Below are 15,278 nucleotides of genomic sequence, written 5' to 3'. Positions count from 1 at the left end.
TGCACCGGACCCCCATCCGATGCACCCCGTGGTGCGCGTCACGAGGCGGAGCAGGGCTCACGCCGTCGGACGGCACTTGAAGCATCCTCGATGCCGTCGTTCTCGCCAAATCGGCGCGACACCCCTTGACACAGCCGACGAAGCGGCGCGCTCTCGGCGGGGCGCGCACAGCGCTGTTAGAATCGGCGCACAATCACATACCGGGCCATCGACGCATCGCGGGAGAGCCGGAGACGTTCTGTTGACGCAGAGCCGGGCCGGCACCGAAGGAGCAAGCCTCCCCGCCAATCTCTCAGGTATCACACCGCGATGAACACGGCCGCTCTGAAAAGTGGAAGCCGCACGCTGCGGCGTCCCGCCCACGGTGAAAGCGCGATCGCGTGAAACTCTCAGGCTCATGACAGAGGGGGAGTTCTCAAGCGGCATTCGCCGTTCGATGCGACGAACGCACCATTCAGGAGAACTCGTGACCCTCGATCCCGGTACCACCAGCCCCGCGGCCGCGCCCGCCGACGCGAGCGCGACGCGCGAACGGCTCAGCCCGCTCGACGCCGTGCACCGCGCAGCCGGCGCGAGCTTCACGGACTTCGCCGGATGGCAGATGCCCGTGCGCTACTCGAGCGACCTGGCCGAGCACCACGCGGTGCGCACGACGTCGGGCCTGTTCGACCTGTCGCACATGGGCGAGATCGTGCTCATCGGCCCAGAGTCCGCGGCGGCCCTCGACTACGCGCTCGCCGGAAAGCTCTCGGCCATCGAGATCGGCCAGGCGAAGTACTCGCTCCTGCTCGCCGACGACGGCGGCATCATCGACGACCTCGTCGTGTACCGCACGGGCGACGACCGCTTCATGGTGGTCGCCAACGCGTCGAACGCGGCGGTCGTCGCCGACGAGCTGCGCACCCGGGCCGCCGGATTCGACACCATCGTCGAAGACGAGAGCGACGACATCGCGCTCATCGCGCTGCAGGGCCCCGACGCCCGCGCCGTGCTGCTCGAGACGCCCGGCTTCGGTGTCGCGGGCCCGGGCAACGACGAGGAGGACTTCGACGCGAGCATCGCGGCGCTGAAGTACTACCGCGCGTTCCCGGCCACCTTCGAGGGGCAGCCCGTGCTCGTCGCGCGCACCGGCTACACGGGCGAAGACGGCTTCGAGCTGTACGTCGCGCCCGAGCACGCGCCGACGCTGTGGGCCGCCATCGTCGAGACCGGCGGTCCGCGCGTCACGCTGTGCGGGCTCGCCAGCCGCGACACGCTCCGCCTCGAGGCCGGCATGCCCCTGTACGGGCACGAGCTCGGCCGCGACATCCTGCCCGTCCAGGCCGGCCTCGGCCGGGTCGTCGCGCACGCCAAGGAAGGCGAGTTCATCGGCCGCGCCGCGACCGCCGAAGGCCCCGCCGACGACGCCCGCGTGCTCGTCGGGCTCACGACCGAGGGCCGTCGCGCGCCCCGCGCCGACTACGAGGTCTACGACGGCGACGGGGCGGATGCCGAGCTCGTCGGCGTCGTCACGAGCGGCGCGCTGTCGCCGACGCTCGGCCACCCCGTGGCCATGGCGTTCGTCGCGCCCACGGCCGTCGAGGGCGGCGGCCTGCACGTCGACGTCCGAGGAACGCGCATCGCGGCATCCGTCGTCGCCCTGCCCTTCTACAAGCGCCAGTCCTGACGGGCGCCCGCCCCGCGTGCCCCACGCGGCGGCGATCCGCCACCCGCGGCCACGGCGCCGCGCATCCGCATCCACCCAGACACCGCACGACACCGCACACGACCCCGATCTCGAGGAGCACACCATGACCGATCAGACCGCACTGCAGTACACCGAAGAGCACGAGTGGGTGCTGGTCGACGGCGACACCGTCACCATCGGCATCACCGACTATGCCGCCGAGAAGCTCGGCGACATCGTCTACGTCGACCTGCCCGGAGCAGGAACGGCCGTCACCGAGGGCACCGTCGTCGGCGAGATCGAGTCGACGAAGTCGGTCGGCGAGCTCTTCGCCCCCGTGAACGGCGAGGTCGTCGAGGCCAACCAGGCCGTCGTCGACTCGCCCGAGCTCGTGAACTCCGACCCGTTCGGCGAGGGCTGGCTGCTGAAGATCACCGCCCCCGAGCTGCCGAAGCTGCTGAGCCACGACGAGTACCGCGCCCTCACGGGCGAGTGACCCCCGAGTAAGGAACCGCACCCGATGAGCACCTCCTCAACGTTCGACCTCGACGCCTTCGGGCGCCGCCACATCGGCACCACGCCGAGCGACCACGCGATCATGCTCGCCGAGCTCGGCTACGACTCGCTCGAGGCGCTCATGACTGCCGCGGTGCCGACGTCCATCCGCATGGGCGAGGTGTTGAACTCGGCGATCCCCGCCGCCGCGACCGAGCGCGAGGCGCTCGCCGAGCTCGCCGCGCTGGCCGACCAGAACACGGTCCGCACGTCGATGATCGGCCTCGGCTACTCCGGCACGATCACGCCCGCCGTGATCCAGCGCAACGTGCTCGAGAACCCGAGCTGGTACACGGCCTACACGCCGTACCAGCCCGAGATCTCGCAGGGTCGCCTCGAGGCGCTCATCAACTTCCAGACGATGGTCACCGACCTCACCGGGCTCGACACGGCCAACGCGTCGATGCTCGACGAGGGCACCGCGGTCGTCGAGGGCATGCTCCTCGCCCGCCGCGGGAGCAAGTCGACGTCGAACCGCTTCGTGGTCGACGCCGACGCGCTGCCGCAGACGCACGCGCTGCTCGTCTCCCGGGCCGAGGCCGTCGGCATCGAGCTCGTCGTCGCCTCGCTCGACGAGCAGACCGACGTCTCCGCCCTCGGCGAGCACTTCGGCGTCTTCGTGCAGTACCCGGGCGCCTCGGGCCGCGTGTGGAACCCGGCATCCGTCATCGCCGCGTCGAAGGCGCAGGGCGCGCTCGCGGTCGTCGCCGCCGACCTGCTCGCGCTGTCGCTGCTGACGAGCCCCGGCGAGCTCGGCGCCGACGTCGCGGTCGGCACGAGCCAGCGCTTCGGCGTGCCCATGGGCTTCGGCGGGCCGCACGCGGGCTACATGGCCGTGCGCAAGGGCCTCGAGCGCCAGCTTCCCGGCCGACTCGTGGGCGTCTCGCAGGACGCCGCGGGCCACCCCGCCTACCGGCTCAGCCTCCAGGCGCGCGAGCAGCACATCCGCCGCGAGAAGGCGACCTCGAACATCTGCACGGCGCAGGTGCTGCTGGCCGTCATGGCGTCGATGTACGCCGTGTACCACGGGCCCCGCGGCATCCGCCACATCGCGGTGACGACCGCGGCCAAGGCCAAGGCGCTCGCCGACGCGCTCACGGGCTTCGGCCTCACGCTCGCGCACGACCACTACTTCGACACGATCCGCGTGCACGTGCCCGGTCTCGCGAAGAACGTCGTCGCGAAGGCGCACGACCTCGGCCTGAACGTGTGGGAGGCCGACGAGGCAACCGTGCACATCGCGGTCGACGAGACGACCACCGAGCACGAGCTCTCGCTCGTCGTCGAGGCGTTCCGCCTTGGCGAGCGGGCGGATGTCCCGGTGTCGCTGTCCGCCCTGCCCGACAGCCTGCCCGTGGCGCTGCGCCGCACGAGCGCGTACCTCGAGCACCCGGTGTTCAACACGCACCAGTCCGAGACGCAGATGATGCGCTACCTGAAGACCCTCGCGGATCGCGACTACGCGCTCGACCGGGGCATGATCCCGCTCGGCTCGTGCACGATGAAGCTGAACGCGGCGACCGAGATGCAGGCCGTGACCTGGCCAGAGTTCGCGAACCTGCACCCGTTCGCGCCCGAGGCCGACGTCGTCGGCTCGCTCGGGCTCGTCGAGCAGCTCGAGAGCTGGCTCGCCGAGGTCACCGGCTACGACACCGTGTCGCTGCAGCCGAACGCGGGCAGCCAGGGCGAGCTCGCGGGCCTCCTCGCGATCCGCGGCTACCACCTCGCCAACGGCGAGGCCGAGCGCGACCTGTGCCTCATCCCGTCGAGTGCGCACGGCACCAACGCGGCGTCCGCGGTGCTCGCGGGCATGCGCGTGGTCGTCGTGGCCTGCGACGAGCTCGGCAACGTCGACCTCGCCGACCTGCGGGCCAAGATCGCCGAGCACGCGGCATCCATCGCGGCGCTCATGATCACGTACCCGTCGACGCACGGCGTCTACGAGCACGACGTGCGCGAGATCTGCCAGGCCGTGCACGACGCCGGCGGACAGGTCTACGTCGACGGCGCCAACCTCAACGCCCTGCTCGGGTTCGCGCGCTTCGGCGACTTCGGCGGCGACGTGTCGCACCTGAACCTGCACAAGACGTTCTGCATCCCGCACGGCGGCGGCGGGCCCGGTGTCGGCCCCGTGGCGGCCAAGGCGCACCTCGCGCCCTTCCTGCCGGGCCACCCCATGGCGCAGCGCACCGACCACGCGGGCGGCTTCGTGCACGGCGGCGGACCGGTCTCGGCGGCTCCGTACGGCAGCCCGTCGATCCTGCCGATCTCGTGGGCGTACGTGCGCATGATGGGCGCGGAGGGGCTCGCGCAGTCGACCGCCTCGGCCGTGCTCGCGGCGAACTTCGTGGCCTCCCGCCTGCGCGAGCACTTCCCGGTGCTCTACACGGGCGAGAACGGCCTCGTCGCGCACGAGTGCATCCTCGACCTGCGGCCGCTCACGGCCGAGACGGGCGTGAGCGTCGACGACGTGGCCAAGCGCCTCATCGACTACGGCTTCCATGCACCCACCATGTCGTTCCCGGTCGCGGGCACGCTCATGGTCGAGCCGACCGAGTCCGAGGACCTGGCCGAGCTCGAGCGCTTCGTCGAGGCCATGATCGCGATCAAGGCCGAGGCCGACGCCGTCGGACGCGGCGAGTGGCCGGTCGACGACAACCCGCTCCGCGGCGCACCGCACACGGCGGAGTCCGTCATCGCGGGGGAGTGGACCCACCCCTACACGCGCGAGCAGGCCGTCTACCCGGTGCACTCCCTCGTGCGCAACAAGTACTGGGCGCCCGTGCGCCGCATCGACCAGGCCTACGGCGACCGCAACCTGGTGTGCGCCTGCCCGCCGATCGAGGCGTTCGCGTAACGAGCAGAGCAGGGCGACGGATGCCGCGGGCGGCCGCCTGCGGCATCCGTCGCCCGCGCGCCGGCCGACCGCGCCGACGCGTCCTCGAACCCTGTACGTGAGGTGACCTCAGGTCTACACTGGGGGCACTCTCACGAGGGGGTGCGCAAGATGCTCATGGATCTGGTCTCGATCGTCGGCGGCGTCGGGTTCGTCGCGGCGATGGTCGTCTGCAGCGCGGCGGCGTCGCGCGTGTTCGGGCTCGAGCAGCGGGCCGGCCTCCTGGAGCGACGAGATCCCGGTCTCGCCGAGGCGTTGCGGCGCGCCGACTCGTTGAGCGCGCTCGCGCAGTCGGGCGTCTACGGCGTCGACGGCATCTCGGCCGCCTGCACGCCGTCGCGGCACAGCTGGCTCGAGATGGCCCGTGTGCGCGCGAGCGACTCGGACCTCCGCGTCGAGCCGCCCGAGGAGGCGCTGCCGCCGATGCCGGCCACGGTGCTCGCGCTCGCGAGCGGGTCGCACCTCGCCCCGAGGACCCGGCCGCGGCACCCGCTGCCCGAGCCGCGGCATCCGCAACCCGAGCGCGAGCCTCAGGAGGCCGGCGCGGCGAACAGCCCGGGCCACCAGGCGACGGCCAGGGGGTAGCCCACGAACGACACGACGTCGAGCACGAAGTGCGCGACGACGAGCGGCATCGTGCGCCCCCACCGCTGGTAGCACCAGCCGAAGACGATGCCCATCGCCGCGTTGCCGACGAACGGACCGAAGCCCTGGTACAGGTGGTAGCTGCCGCGCAGCAGTGCGCTCGAGACGATCGTCGCCCACGGGCCGACGCCGAGCTCGCGCAGTCGCGTGAACAGGTAGCCGACGACGATGAGCTCCTCGGTGAGCGCGGCCTCGAGCGCGCGCAGGACCAGGATCGGCACGGTCCACCACAGCCAGTCGGCCGGTGACGCCTGCACCGCGACCGTGATGCCGAGCGCACGGCCTGCCGCGTACAGCGCGAGCCCCGGCACGCCGATCACCAGCACGAGGAGCAGGCCGGATGCCGCGTCGCGCCCCGGCCGGGTCAGGTCGAAGCCGATGCGACGGAACGGGCTGCGCCCCGGCTGCCACAGCAGGTACAGCACGAGCGCGACCGCGAACAGGCCGAAGAACACGTCGAGGAACTGGTACGTGAAGTCGAGCCACTCGCGCTGCGACCGGCTCGGGTTGAGGGCGACCGACTGGTCTCCGAGCGCCTGCGCGGCCGTGAGCTTCGCGATGATCGAGACGACCGAGTACACCGCCGAGGCGCCGAGCGAGAGGCCCAGCACGATGATGATCTCGATGCGCAAACGAGCAGCCGACATGCACTGATCCTCGCATACGAGCCGTGTGTGCAAAGATCCTGCGCGCCACGCCGGAATCCGTCGCACGTTGCGTTCGCAAGGTTGCGCGTCGGTAACAGTTTGCGCAGGAGTTTGCTTCGAGGGTTGGCGATTCATAGTCTCGACTCATCCCGCGCTCCAGGGCGGCCAGAAGCCGCACTGCCGACGCACGTCTACAGGAGGAACATTGAAGATCAAGAGAATCGGCGTTGCAGCCATTGCTCTTGCTGCGGCCGGAGTGCTCGTGCTCACCGGTTGCACGAGCGGCTCGCCCGAGGCGACCGACGGCGCGAGCACTTCCGCAGTCGTCACCACCAACGGCTCCGAGCCCCAGAACCCGCTGGTTCCCACCAACACCAACGAGACCGGTGGCGGCAAGATCATCGACTCGATCTTCGCGGGTCTGGTCTACTACGACGCAGACGGCGCCGTGCACAACGACGTCGCGGAGTCCATCGACACCGAAGACGCGCAGAACTACACGATCAAGATCAAGCCGGGTCTGAAGTTCACCAACGGTGAAGACGTGACCGCGAGCTCGTTCGTCGACGCATGGAACTACGGCGCGAACACGGCCAACGGCCCGCAGCTCTCGCAGTACTTCTTCGCCGACATCGAGGGCTTCTCCTACGATGAGGACGTCGCAGAGCTCCCCGGCCTCAAGGTCGTCGACGACACGACCTTCACGGTCGCCCTGATCCAGCCCGAGTCGGACTTCCCGCTCAGCCTCGGCTACTCGGCCTTCTACCCGCTGCCCGCCTCGGCGTTCGACGACATCGACGCATTCGGTGAGAACCCGATCGGCAACGGCCCGTACATGCTCGACGGTGAAGGCGCCTGGAAGCACAACGAGCGCATCAGCCTCGTCGCGAACCCCGACTACGACGGTCCTCGTGCCCCGAAGAACGGCGGCCTCGACATCGTCTTCTACGCCACGCAGGAAGCGGCGTACGCCGACCTCCAGGGCGGCAACCTCGACGTCCTCGACGCCATCCCCGACGGCGCTCTCTCGACCTTCCAGGACGAGTTCGGCGACCGTGCCGTCACGCAGGCCGCAGCGATCTTCCAGTCGTTCACGGTTCCCGACCGCCTCGCGCACTTCGGTGGCGAAGAGGGCAAGCTGCGTCGCGCCGCCATCTCGAAGGCGATCGACCGCGAAGAGATCACCGACGTGATCTTCTCGGGCACCCGCACGCCGGCCCACGACTTCACGTCGCCGGTCATCGACGGCTACTCCGAGGACATCCCCGGATCCGAGGTCCTCGACTTCGACGCCGACGCAGCCAAGGACCTGTGGGCCCAGGCTGACGCCATCTCCCCGTGGAGCGGCACCTTCCAGATCGCGTACAACGCCGACGGCGGCCACCAGGCCTGGGTCGACGCAGTCGCGAACCAGCTGAAGAACAACCTCGGCATCGACGCGTCGGGCGCTCCGTACCCGACCTTCGCCGAGGTCCGCACCGCGATCACCGACCGCACGATCGAGACCGGCTTCCGTACCGGTTGGCAGGCCGACTACCCGGCGCTGTTCAACTTCCTCGGCCCGATCTACGCGACCGGCGCAGGCTCGAACGACGGCGACTACTCGAACGCCGACTTCGACGCTCTCCTCCAGGAGGGCCGTGCCGACACCGACCTCGCTTCCGCGAACGAGAAGTTCCAGCAGGCGCAGGAGATCCTCTTCCAGGACCTCCCCGCGATCCCGCTGTGGTACTCCACGGTCAACGGTGCTTGGGGCCAGACGGTCGAGGACGTGCAGTTCGGCTGGAACTCCGTGCCGCTGTACTACGAGATCACCAAGAGCGAGTAATTCTCGATCTGGGATGTCTCGGGGTTAGACTCTGAGGCGCCCGTGGGGCGGCAGCCATCGGCTGCCGCCCCACACTCACGTATCCTCCGGTGCACGTCTGATCGGCGTAGCATCGTGGGGTCGAACTCGCATAAGGGTGAGGTTTCTTCCACATGTCCACTAATCCGAAGCGCGAGGCCTGATCGATGGCCGGATACATCGCGCGCCGACTGCTGCAGGCGATCCCTGTACTGCTCGGAACAACGTTCCTGATCTACTTCATGGTCTTCGCCATGCCGGGCGACCCGATCGTCGCCCTGTTCGGCGACAAGACCCCGCCGCCCCAGGTGCTCGAACAGCTCCGTGAGCGGTACAACCTCGACCAGCCGTTCATCGTCCAGTACTTCATCTTCCTCGGCAACATCTTCCGCGGAGATCTCGGCACGTCCTTCTCCGGGCAGCCGGTCTCCGAGATCCTCGCCGAGACGTTCCCGGTGACGCTGCGACTGGCCCTCATGGCGGTCATCATCGAGATGGTGTTCGGCATCGCCGTCGGTCTCATCTCGGGTCTCCGCAAGGGCGGCATCTTCGACGCCAGCGCGCTCGTCGTGAGCCTCATCCTCATCTCGCTGCCGGTGTTCGTGGTCGCCTTCGTCGCCCAGTTCATCTTCGGCATCCAGCTCGGGTGGTTCAGAACCACGGTCGGGCCAGGCGCACCGACCCAAGACCTGATACTCCCGGCGATCGTGCTGGCGACGATCAGCTTCGCGCAGATCACGCGACTGACGAGGGCGTCAGTCATCGAGACCGACGGACAGGACTTCGTTCGCACCGCCGCGAGCAAGGGCCTCTCCCGCAGCCGTATCGTCCCCGTGCACATCCTGCGCAACTCCCTCATCCCGGTGGTGACTTACCTGGCCGTCGACTTCGGCGTGCTCATGGTCGGTGCGACCGTCACCGAGGGCATCTTCAACGTCCCCGGTGTGGGACGCACGCTCTACCAGGCGATCATTCGCGGCGAGGGCCCCACGGTCGTCTCGTTCGTGACCGTGATGGTGCTGATCTACCTCGTGGTGAACCTGCTGGTCGATCTTCTGTACGCCGTTCTCGACCCGAGGATCCGCTATGCCAAGTAACACCAGACCCGATCAGCAGCACTTCGTCGCACCGCTCGAAGAGACCCCTCTCGTCGCGATCGACAAGGTCAAGGCCGAGGGCAAGCCCACCAACCTCTGGACCGACGCCTGGGCCGACGTCCGAGGCCGTCCGATGTTCTGGATCTCGTCGGCGCTCATCGTGCTCGTCGTGATCGTCGCCCTGTTCCCGGGCCTGTTCACGCAGGTTCCGCCGAACAACGACTGCCAGCTCTCGAACAGCAACGGCGGCCCGGCAGACGGCCACCCGCTCGGCTTCACCAAGCAGGGTTGCGACATCTACTCGCGCATCATCCACGGCACGTCGACGTCGCTCTCGGTCGGCATCATCGTGACCGTGCTCGTGGCCGTGCTCGGCATCACGTTCGGCGCGTTCGCGGGCTTCTACGGCGGATGGATCGACTCGGTGCTCTCGCGCCTCGGCGACATCTTCTTCTCGATCCCCTACATCCTCGCGGCCGTGGTCATCATGTCGGTGTTCTCGAAGTACGCGAACGTGTGGGTGATCTCGCTCGCCATCGGCATATTCGCGTGGCCGGCGACAGCACGTGTGCTGAGAGCCGAGATCCTGAGGGTGAAGAACGCCGACTACGTCATGGCGGCCACCGCCCTCGGCGTGTCGCGCTTCCGCATCCTGCTCCGTCACGTGCTCCCGAACTCGATCGCGCCCGTGATCGTCATCACCACGATCTCGCTCGCCTCGGCGATCGTCGCGGAGGCGACCCTGTCGTTCCTCGGCGTCGGACTGCCGTCGAGCACCATGTCGTGGGGCAATGACATCAGCGCCGCGCAGCTCGACCTCCGCACCGCCCCGCAGGTGCTGATCCTCCCGTCGATCGCGCTGTCGATCACGGTGCTCAGCTTCATCATGCTCGGCGAGGTCGTCCGCGACGCGCTCGACCCGAAGGCGAGGGCACGTCGATGACCGACACCACGAAGGCAACCGAATCGGCCGTGCGCCGCGACGGCTCCGAGCGTCCGATCCTCGAGATCAAGAACCTCGAGGTCGGGTTCAACACCCAGAACGGCCTGGTCAAGGCCGTCGACGGCGTGAACATCACGCTCTACCGCGGCCAGAGCCTCGCGATCGTCGGCGAGTCCGGCTCCGGCAAGTCGACGACCGCGCACGCGATCATCAACCTGCTCCCCGGCACCGGCCAGGTCACGGGCGGCCAGATCCTCCTCGACGGCCAAGACCTGACCAAGGCGTCGAAGAAGGAGATGGAGGTCGTCCGCGGTCGCAAGATCGGCTTCGTCCCCCAGGACCCGATGTCCAACCTGAACCCGGTCTGGTCGATCGGCTTCCAGGTCGAGGAGGCCATCAAGGCCAACGGCATCGCGACCGGCCGCAAGGAGATCAAGAAGCGCGCGATCGAGGTGCTGAAGCAGGCCGGCCTCCAAGACGCCGACCGTCGCCTCAAGCAGTTCCCGCACCAGTTCTCGGGCGGCATGCGCCAGCGCGTGCTCATCGGCATGGGCCTGGCCGCAGACCCGCAGCTGCTCATCGCCGACGAGCCCACCTCGGCGCTCGACGTCACCGTGCAGCGCGTGATCCTCGACCACCTCGAGTCGCTGACCCGCGAGCTCGGCACGACCCTGCTGTTCATCACGCACGACCTCGGCCTCGCGGCCGAGCGCGCCGAGCAGCTCGTGGTCATGTACAAGGGCCGCGTGGTCGAGTCCGGCCCGTCGGTCGAGATCCTGCAGAACCCGCAGCACCCGTACACGCAGCGTCTCGTGGCCGCGGCCCCGAGCCTCGCGTCGCGGCGCATCCAGGCCACGGGCAGCATCGCCGCGGCCGAGGCCGCGATGCAGTCCGACGCCGAGACGGCGGCGGGCGACGAGATCGACCTGCTCGCGACGGCCGAGGCGCGAGCCGAGCTGCTCGCGGCGGCCGAGTCGGCGCCGCCGGCGATCACGGTCGAGCACCTCACCAAGGTCTACAAGATCCGTGGTGCGGGCGACTTCACCGCGGTCGACGACGTGTCGTTCCAGATCCCCAAGGGCACGACCATGGCGCTCGTGGGCGAGTCGGGCTCGGGCAAGTCGACCGTCGCGAAGATGCTCCTGAAGCTCGAAGACGCCACGTCGGGCAAGATCGTCGTCGGCGGTCAAGACCTGGCCAGCGTCACGGGCAAGCAGCTCTTCGACCTGCGAAGCCGCATGCAGCCGGTCTTCCAGGACCCGTACGGTTCGTTGAACCCGCTGCGCAACATCGGCAACACGATCTCCGAGCCGCTCTCGACGCACGGCGTGGGCGACCGCGCCTCGCGTCGCGAGCGCGTCTTCGAGCTGCTCGACCAGGTGTCGCTTCCGCGCACCCTGGTCGGTCGCTACCCGAACGAGCTCTCCGGCGGTCAGCGTCAGCGCATCGCGATCGCGCGTGCGCTCGCGCTGAAGCCCGAGATCGTCGTGCTCGACGAGGCCGTCTCGGCGCTCGACGTGCTCGTGCAGGCCCAGATCCTGCGCCTGCTCGCCGATCTGCAGGGCGAACTCGGCCTCACGTACCTGTTCATCACGCACGACCTCGCGGTCGTCCGGGTGATCGCCGACCACGTGAGCGTCATGCAGCGCGGTCGCATCGTCGAGGCCGCGACCACCGACGAGGTGTTCGAGAACCCCCGGCAGCAGTACACGCAAGACCTGCTCGCGGCCATTCCGGGCGCGAACATCGAGCTCGGGGCGTAGCCCCGAACCGGCTCGGCGCGGCTCGCCGCGCACCCGCGAACGCCCGGCATCCGATCTTCGGATGCCGGGCGTTCTCGGTTCTCAGGTGAACACGGCCTCGGCACGGTAGGCTTGTCGGGCGCGAGCCGTCGATCTCGGTCGTGCATCCCCAGACCTTCACCAAAGCGCTTCCCGCGTTCTCCGTCGTGCCGCCCTCGCGGCCGAGGGGCGCGGCATCCGAAGCCCACCAGCCCAGAGGACCGAACATGGCGAACGCCACCCGCAACGACCTGCGCAATGTCGCGATCGTCGCTCACGTCGACCACGGCAAGACCACGCTCGTCGACGCGATGCTCAACCAGACGCACTCGTTCGCCGAGCACGCGCACGTCGAAGAGCGTGCGATGGACTCCAACGAGCTCGAGCGCGAGAAGGGCATCACGATCCTCGCCAAGAACACGGCGATCTCGTACAACGGCGTCCACGCGGGCGGCACCCCCATCACGATCAACGTCATCGACACCCCGGGTCACGCCGACTTCGGCGGCGAGGTCGAGCGCGGCCTCTCCATGGTCGACGGCGTCGTGCTGCTCGTCGACGCGAGCGAGGGTCCGCTGCCCCAGACCCGCTTCGTGCTCCGCAAGGCCCTCGAGGCCCGCATGCCGGTCATCCTCCTCGTGAACAAGACCGACCGCCCCGACGCGCGCATCGACGAGGTCGTCGCCGAGAGCCAGGACCTCCTGCTCGGTCTCGCCTCCGACCTGGCCGACGACGTGCCCGACCTCGACCTCGACGCGATCCTCGACGTGCCCGTCGTCTACGCCTCGGGCCGCAACGGCGCCGCGAGCCACACCAAGCCCGAGAACGGCGAACTGCCCGACAACGACGACCTCGAGCCCCTCTTCGAGGCCATCCTCGAACACATCCCGGCTCCGACCTACGACGACGAGCACCCGCTGCAGGCGCACGTCACCAACCTCGACGCATCGCCGTTCCTCGGCCGCCTCGCGCTGCTCCGCGTCTTCCAGGGCACCATCAAGAAGGGCCAGACCGTCGCGTGGGTCAAGCACGACGGCACGGTTCAGAACGTGCGCGTGACCGAGCTCTTCCTGACGAAGGCGCTCGACCGCTACCCCGCCGAGAGCGCCGGCCCCGGTGACATCGCCGTGGTCGCGGGCTTCGAGGACATCATGATCGGCGACACGCTCGCCGACCCCGAAGACGTGCGCCCGCTCCCGATCATCGCGGTCGACGAGCCGGCCATCTCGATGACCATCGGCACCAACACCTCGCCGCTCGTCGGCAAGGTCAAGGGCCACAAGCTCACCGCGCGCATGGTCAAGGACCGCCTCGACCGCGAACTCGTCGGCAACGTCTCGCTCAAGGTCGTCGACATCGGACGCCCCGACGCGTGGGAGGTCCAGGGCCGTGGCGAGCTCGCGCTCGCGATCCTCGTCGAGCAGATGCGCCGCGAGGGCTACGAGCTCACCGTCGGCAAGCCCCAGGTGGTCACCAAGCAGGTCGACGGCAAGACGCACGAGCCCTACGAGCACCTCACGATCGACGCACCCGAGGAGTACCTCGGCGCGATCACGCAGCTGCTCGCGTCGCGCAAGGGCCGCATGGACAACATGTCGAACCACGGCACCGGCTGGGTGCGCATGGAGTTCATCGTCCCGAGCCGCGGCCTCATCGGCTTCCGCACCGAGTTCATGACGACCACGCGCGGCACCGGCATCGCGAACGCGATCTCGCACGGCTACGACGCGTGGGCCGGCCAGATCGTCACCCGCAACAACGGCTCGATCGTCGCCGACCGCTCCGGCGTCGTGACGCCGTTCGCGATCATCGCGCTCCAGGAGCGCATGACGTTCTTCGTGAACCCGACCGAAGAGGTCTACGAGGGCATGGTCATCGGCGAGAACTCGCGCAACGACGACATGGACGTCAACATCACCAAGGAGAAGAAGCTGACGAACATGCGTCAGTCGACGGCCGACAACTTCGAGTCGATGACTCCGTCGCGCCAGCTCTCGCTCGAGGAGTGCCTCGAGTTCGCGCGTGAAGACGAGTGCGTCGAGGTCACCCCGGCCGCCGTGCGCATCCGCAAGGTCGAGCTCGACGCCACGGCGCGCGCTCGCACGACCTCGCGCCTGAAGAAGCAGGGCTAGGCCGCTTCGAGAGGGGCGGATGTCACGGGTTGCAAGCCTGCGACATCCGCCCCTTTCGGCGTCTCCACGGGGCTGGAGTGCACCGGCGCACACGGGTTGCGCAGGCGAAGTTGAGGGTTTGTACAGAAACGTTTCATACGTTGGAATGATTCACCTGGACGCCCCCGACCAGAAATACCTGCTCCACCCATGACCTTCCCCCACTTCGGCCGCCGAGCCGCTGCGCGATCCCGTGCGGCCGTCCGCGGCACCCATGCCCGTGTCCTTCCCGCGAACCAGGCCTTCCGCGCCGCGATCGCCTCGGTGCCGCCCATGCGCGACCTGCTCCCACGACGGGCCGGTCTCGTGCTGCTCGGACTCGGCTTCGTCGGGGCCATGGTGATCAGCTCGAGTGTTCCGGCCCTCGCCGTGAGCGCGAGCGACACGACCGCCTCGGTCTACGCGCCGGCGCCGTACACCGGCGACACGGTCGAGCTCGAGCCGCAGACCATCGAGGTCGCGAGCGACGTGGTCATGCCGGCAGCGGTCGCGGGTGCGAGCACCTACGCGGTCGAGGCCGCCCCGCCGCCTCTGGTGTCGCAGGTCGCGAGCGTCGGCTCGGTCTCGCTCATCGAGACCGACCGCATCGTGTGGCCCGTGCTCACCCCCGAGCGCCAGAGCGACGGGTTCGGCCCCCGCTCGGCTCCCTGCGCCGGCTGCTCGACGGTGCACGACGGCGTCGACTTCAACCCGGGCAACGGTTCGCCGATCGTGTCGATCGCCGACGGCGTCGTCGTGCTCGCGACCGAGAACGGCGGCGGTCTCGGCGTGAACATCGAGGTGCAGCACAACATCGGCGGCACGCTCGTGACCTCGTCGTACGCCCACATGCAGAGCGGCTCGATGACGGTGGGCGTGGGCGACCACGTCACGGCCGGCCAGCAGATCGGCGTCGTCGGCACCACCGGTCAGTCGACGGGCCCCCACCTGCACCTCGAGATGTTCGGCGCCGACGGCGTTCGGTTCGACGGCTTCGCCTGGCTGGCGATGCGCGTGACCGGCTGACCTCATCGCTGCCTGACCGTCATCGC

The 15,278-nt window shown here is 69.0% G+C and carries 11 protein-coding genes and 1 riboswitch; of the genes, 10 read left to right on the top strand and 1 reads right to left on the bottom strand.

Annotated elements, in window-relative coordinates:
- Positions 1-209 precede the first annotated feature (209 nt).
- Positions 210-317, top strand: a riboswitch (glycine riboswitch).
- Between the two features lie 149 nt (positions 318-466).
- From gcvT to GQR16_RS01160, 4 genes are all read left to right on the top strand, one after another.
- The gene (gene gcvT / locus GQR16_RS01175) at positions 467-1,666 is read left to right on the top strand and encodes a glycine cleavage system aminomethyltransferase GcvT (RefSeq protein WP_281351365.1); all 1,200 of its coding nucleotides are present in this window, start codon (positions 467-469) and stop codon (positions 1,664-1,666) included.
- A gap of 124 nt (positions 1,667-1,790) precedes the next feature.
- Entirely contained in the window at positions 1,791-2,162 is a 372-nt protein-coding gene (gene gcvH / locus GQR16_RS01170) for a glycine cleavage system protein GcvH (RefSeq protein ID WP_157413314.1), read from the top strand.
- 24 nt (positions 2,163-2,186) lie between these two features.
- Positions 2,187-5,078 carry an aminomethyl-transferring glycine dehydrogenase gene (gcvP, locus tag GQR16_RS01165; protein ID WP_157413313.1) on the top strand — a complete coding sequence of 964 codons (2,892 nt, stop codon included), beginning with the start codon at positions 2,187-2,189 and terminating at the stop codon, positions 5,076-5,078.
- A 150-nt stretch (positions 5,079-5,228) separates the two neighbouring features.
- Positions 5,229-5,702: a hypothetical protein gene (locus tag GQR16_RS01160; protein WP_157413312.1), complete on the top strand. Its 474-nt coding sequence runs from the start codon at positions 5,229-5,231 to the stop codon at positions 5,700-5,702.
- Here GQR16_RS01160 and GQR16_RS01155 read toward each other — a convergent pair.
- On the bottom strand, positions 5,648-6,409 hold the full coding sequence (locus GQR16_RS01155) for a CPBP family intramembrane glutamic endopeptidase (protein ID WP_157413311.1): 762 nt from the start codon (positions 6,407-6,409) through the stop codon (positions 5,648-5,650). The two genes, GQR16_RS01160 and GQR16_RS01155, sit on opposite strands and share 55 nt — an antisense overlap.
- 205 nt (positions 6,410-6,614) lie before the next feature.
- On the opposite strand from GQR16_RS01155, the gene GQR16_RS01150 reads away from it, so the two are divergent.
- The 6 genes from GQR16_RS01150 to GQR16_RS01125 all read left to right on the top strand — a co-directional run bounded on the left by GQR16_RS01150 (position 6,615) and on the right by GQR16_RS01125 (position 15,252).
- A complete protein-coding gene (locus tag GQR16_RS01150) occupies positions 6,615-8,237 on the top strand; it encodes a peptide ABC transporter substrate-binding protein (protein ID WP_157413310.1) in 1,623 nt (540 codons plus the stop codon).
- A 185-nt stretch (positions 8,238-8,422) separates the two neighbouring features.
- Positions 8,423-9,352, top strand: a complete 930-nt coding sequence (locus GQR16_RS01145) for an ABC transporter permease (RefSeq protein ID WP_157413309.1) — start codon at positions 8,423-8,425, stop codon at positions 9,350-9,352.
- A complete protein-coding gene (locus tag GQR16_RS01140) occupies positions 9,342-10,295 on the top strand; it encodes an ABC transporter permease (RefSeq protein WP_157413308.1) in 954 nt (317 codons plus the stop codon). The genes GQR16_RS01145 and GQR16_RS01140 overlap by 11 nt, the downstream gene beginning before the upstream one ends.
- Entirely contained in the window at positions 10,292-12,058 is a 1,767-nt protein-coding gene (locus GQR16_RS01135; protein WP_157413307.1) for a dipeptide ABC transporter ATP-binding protein, read from the top strand. Before GQR16_RS01140 ends, GQR16_RS01135 begins: the two co-directional genes overlap by 4 nt.
- Before the next feature lie 245 nt (positions 12,059-12,303).
- Positions 12,304-14,208, top strand: a complete 1,905-nt coding sequence (typA, locus tag GQR16_RS01130; protein ID WP_157413306.1) for a translational GTPase TypA — start codon at positions 12,304-12,306, stop codon at positions 14,206-14,208.
- A gap of 189 nt (positions 14,209-14,397) precedes the next feature.
- Complete coding sequence (locus GQR16_RS01125; protein ID WP_157413305.1) at positions 14,398-15,252, top strand: M23 family metallopeptidase; 855 nt, start codon at positions 14,398-14,400, stop codon at positions 15,250-15,252.
- Positions 15,253-15,278 lie beyond the last annotated feature (26 nt).

The organism is Agromyces allii (assembly GCF_009749385.1).
GTDB classification, from domain to species: domain Bacteria; phylum Actinomycetota; class Actinomycetes; order Actinomycetales; family Microbacteriaceae; genus Agromyces; species Agromyces allii.
This window is presented reverse-complemented; position numbering and strand designations above follow the sequence as displayed.

Bases quoted from the DNA above. Each gene is read 5' to 3' on its own strand.
- GQR16_RS01125 (WP_157413305.1), top strand. From the start codon at position 14,398: ATGACCTTCCCCCACTTCGGCCGCCGAGCCGCTGCGCGATCCCGTGCG.
- gcvH (WP_157413314.1), top strand. From the start codon at position 1,791: ATGACCGATCAGACCGCACTGCAGTACACCGAAGAGCACGAGTGGGTG.
- GQR16_RS01145 (WP_157413309.1), top strand. From the start codon at position 8,423: ATGGCCGGATACATCGCGCGCCGACTGCTGCAGGCGATCCCTGTACTG.
- GQR16_RS01155 (WP_157413311.1), bottom strand. From the start codon at position 6,409: ATGTCGGCTGCTCGTTTGCGCATCGAGATCATCATCGTGCTGGGCCTC.
- typA (WP_157413306.1), top strand. From the start codon at position 12,304: ATGGCGAACGCCACCCGCAACGACCTGCGCAATGTCGCGATCGTCGCT.
- GQR16_RS01140 (WP_157413308.1), top strand. From the start codon at position 9,342: ATGCCAAGTAACACCAGACCCGATCAGCAGCACTTCGTCGCACCGCTC.
- gcvP (WP_157413313.1), top strand. From the start codon at position 2,187: ATGAGCACCTCCTCAACGTTCGACCTCGACGCCTTCGGGCGCCGCCAC.
- GQR16_RS01160 (WP_157413312.1), top strand. From the start codon at position 5,229: ATGCTCATGGATCTGGTCTCGATCGTCGGCGGCGTCGGGTTCGTCGCG.
- GQR16_RS01135 (WP_157413307.1), top strand. From the start codon at position 10,292: ATGACCGACACCACGAAGGCAACCGAATCGGCCGTGCGCCGCGACGGC.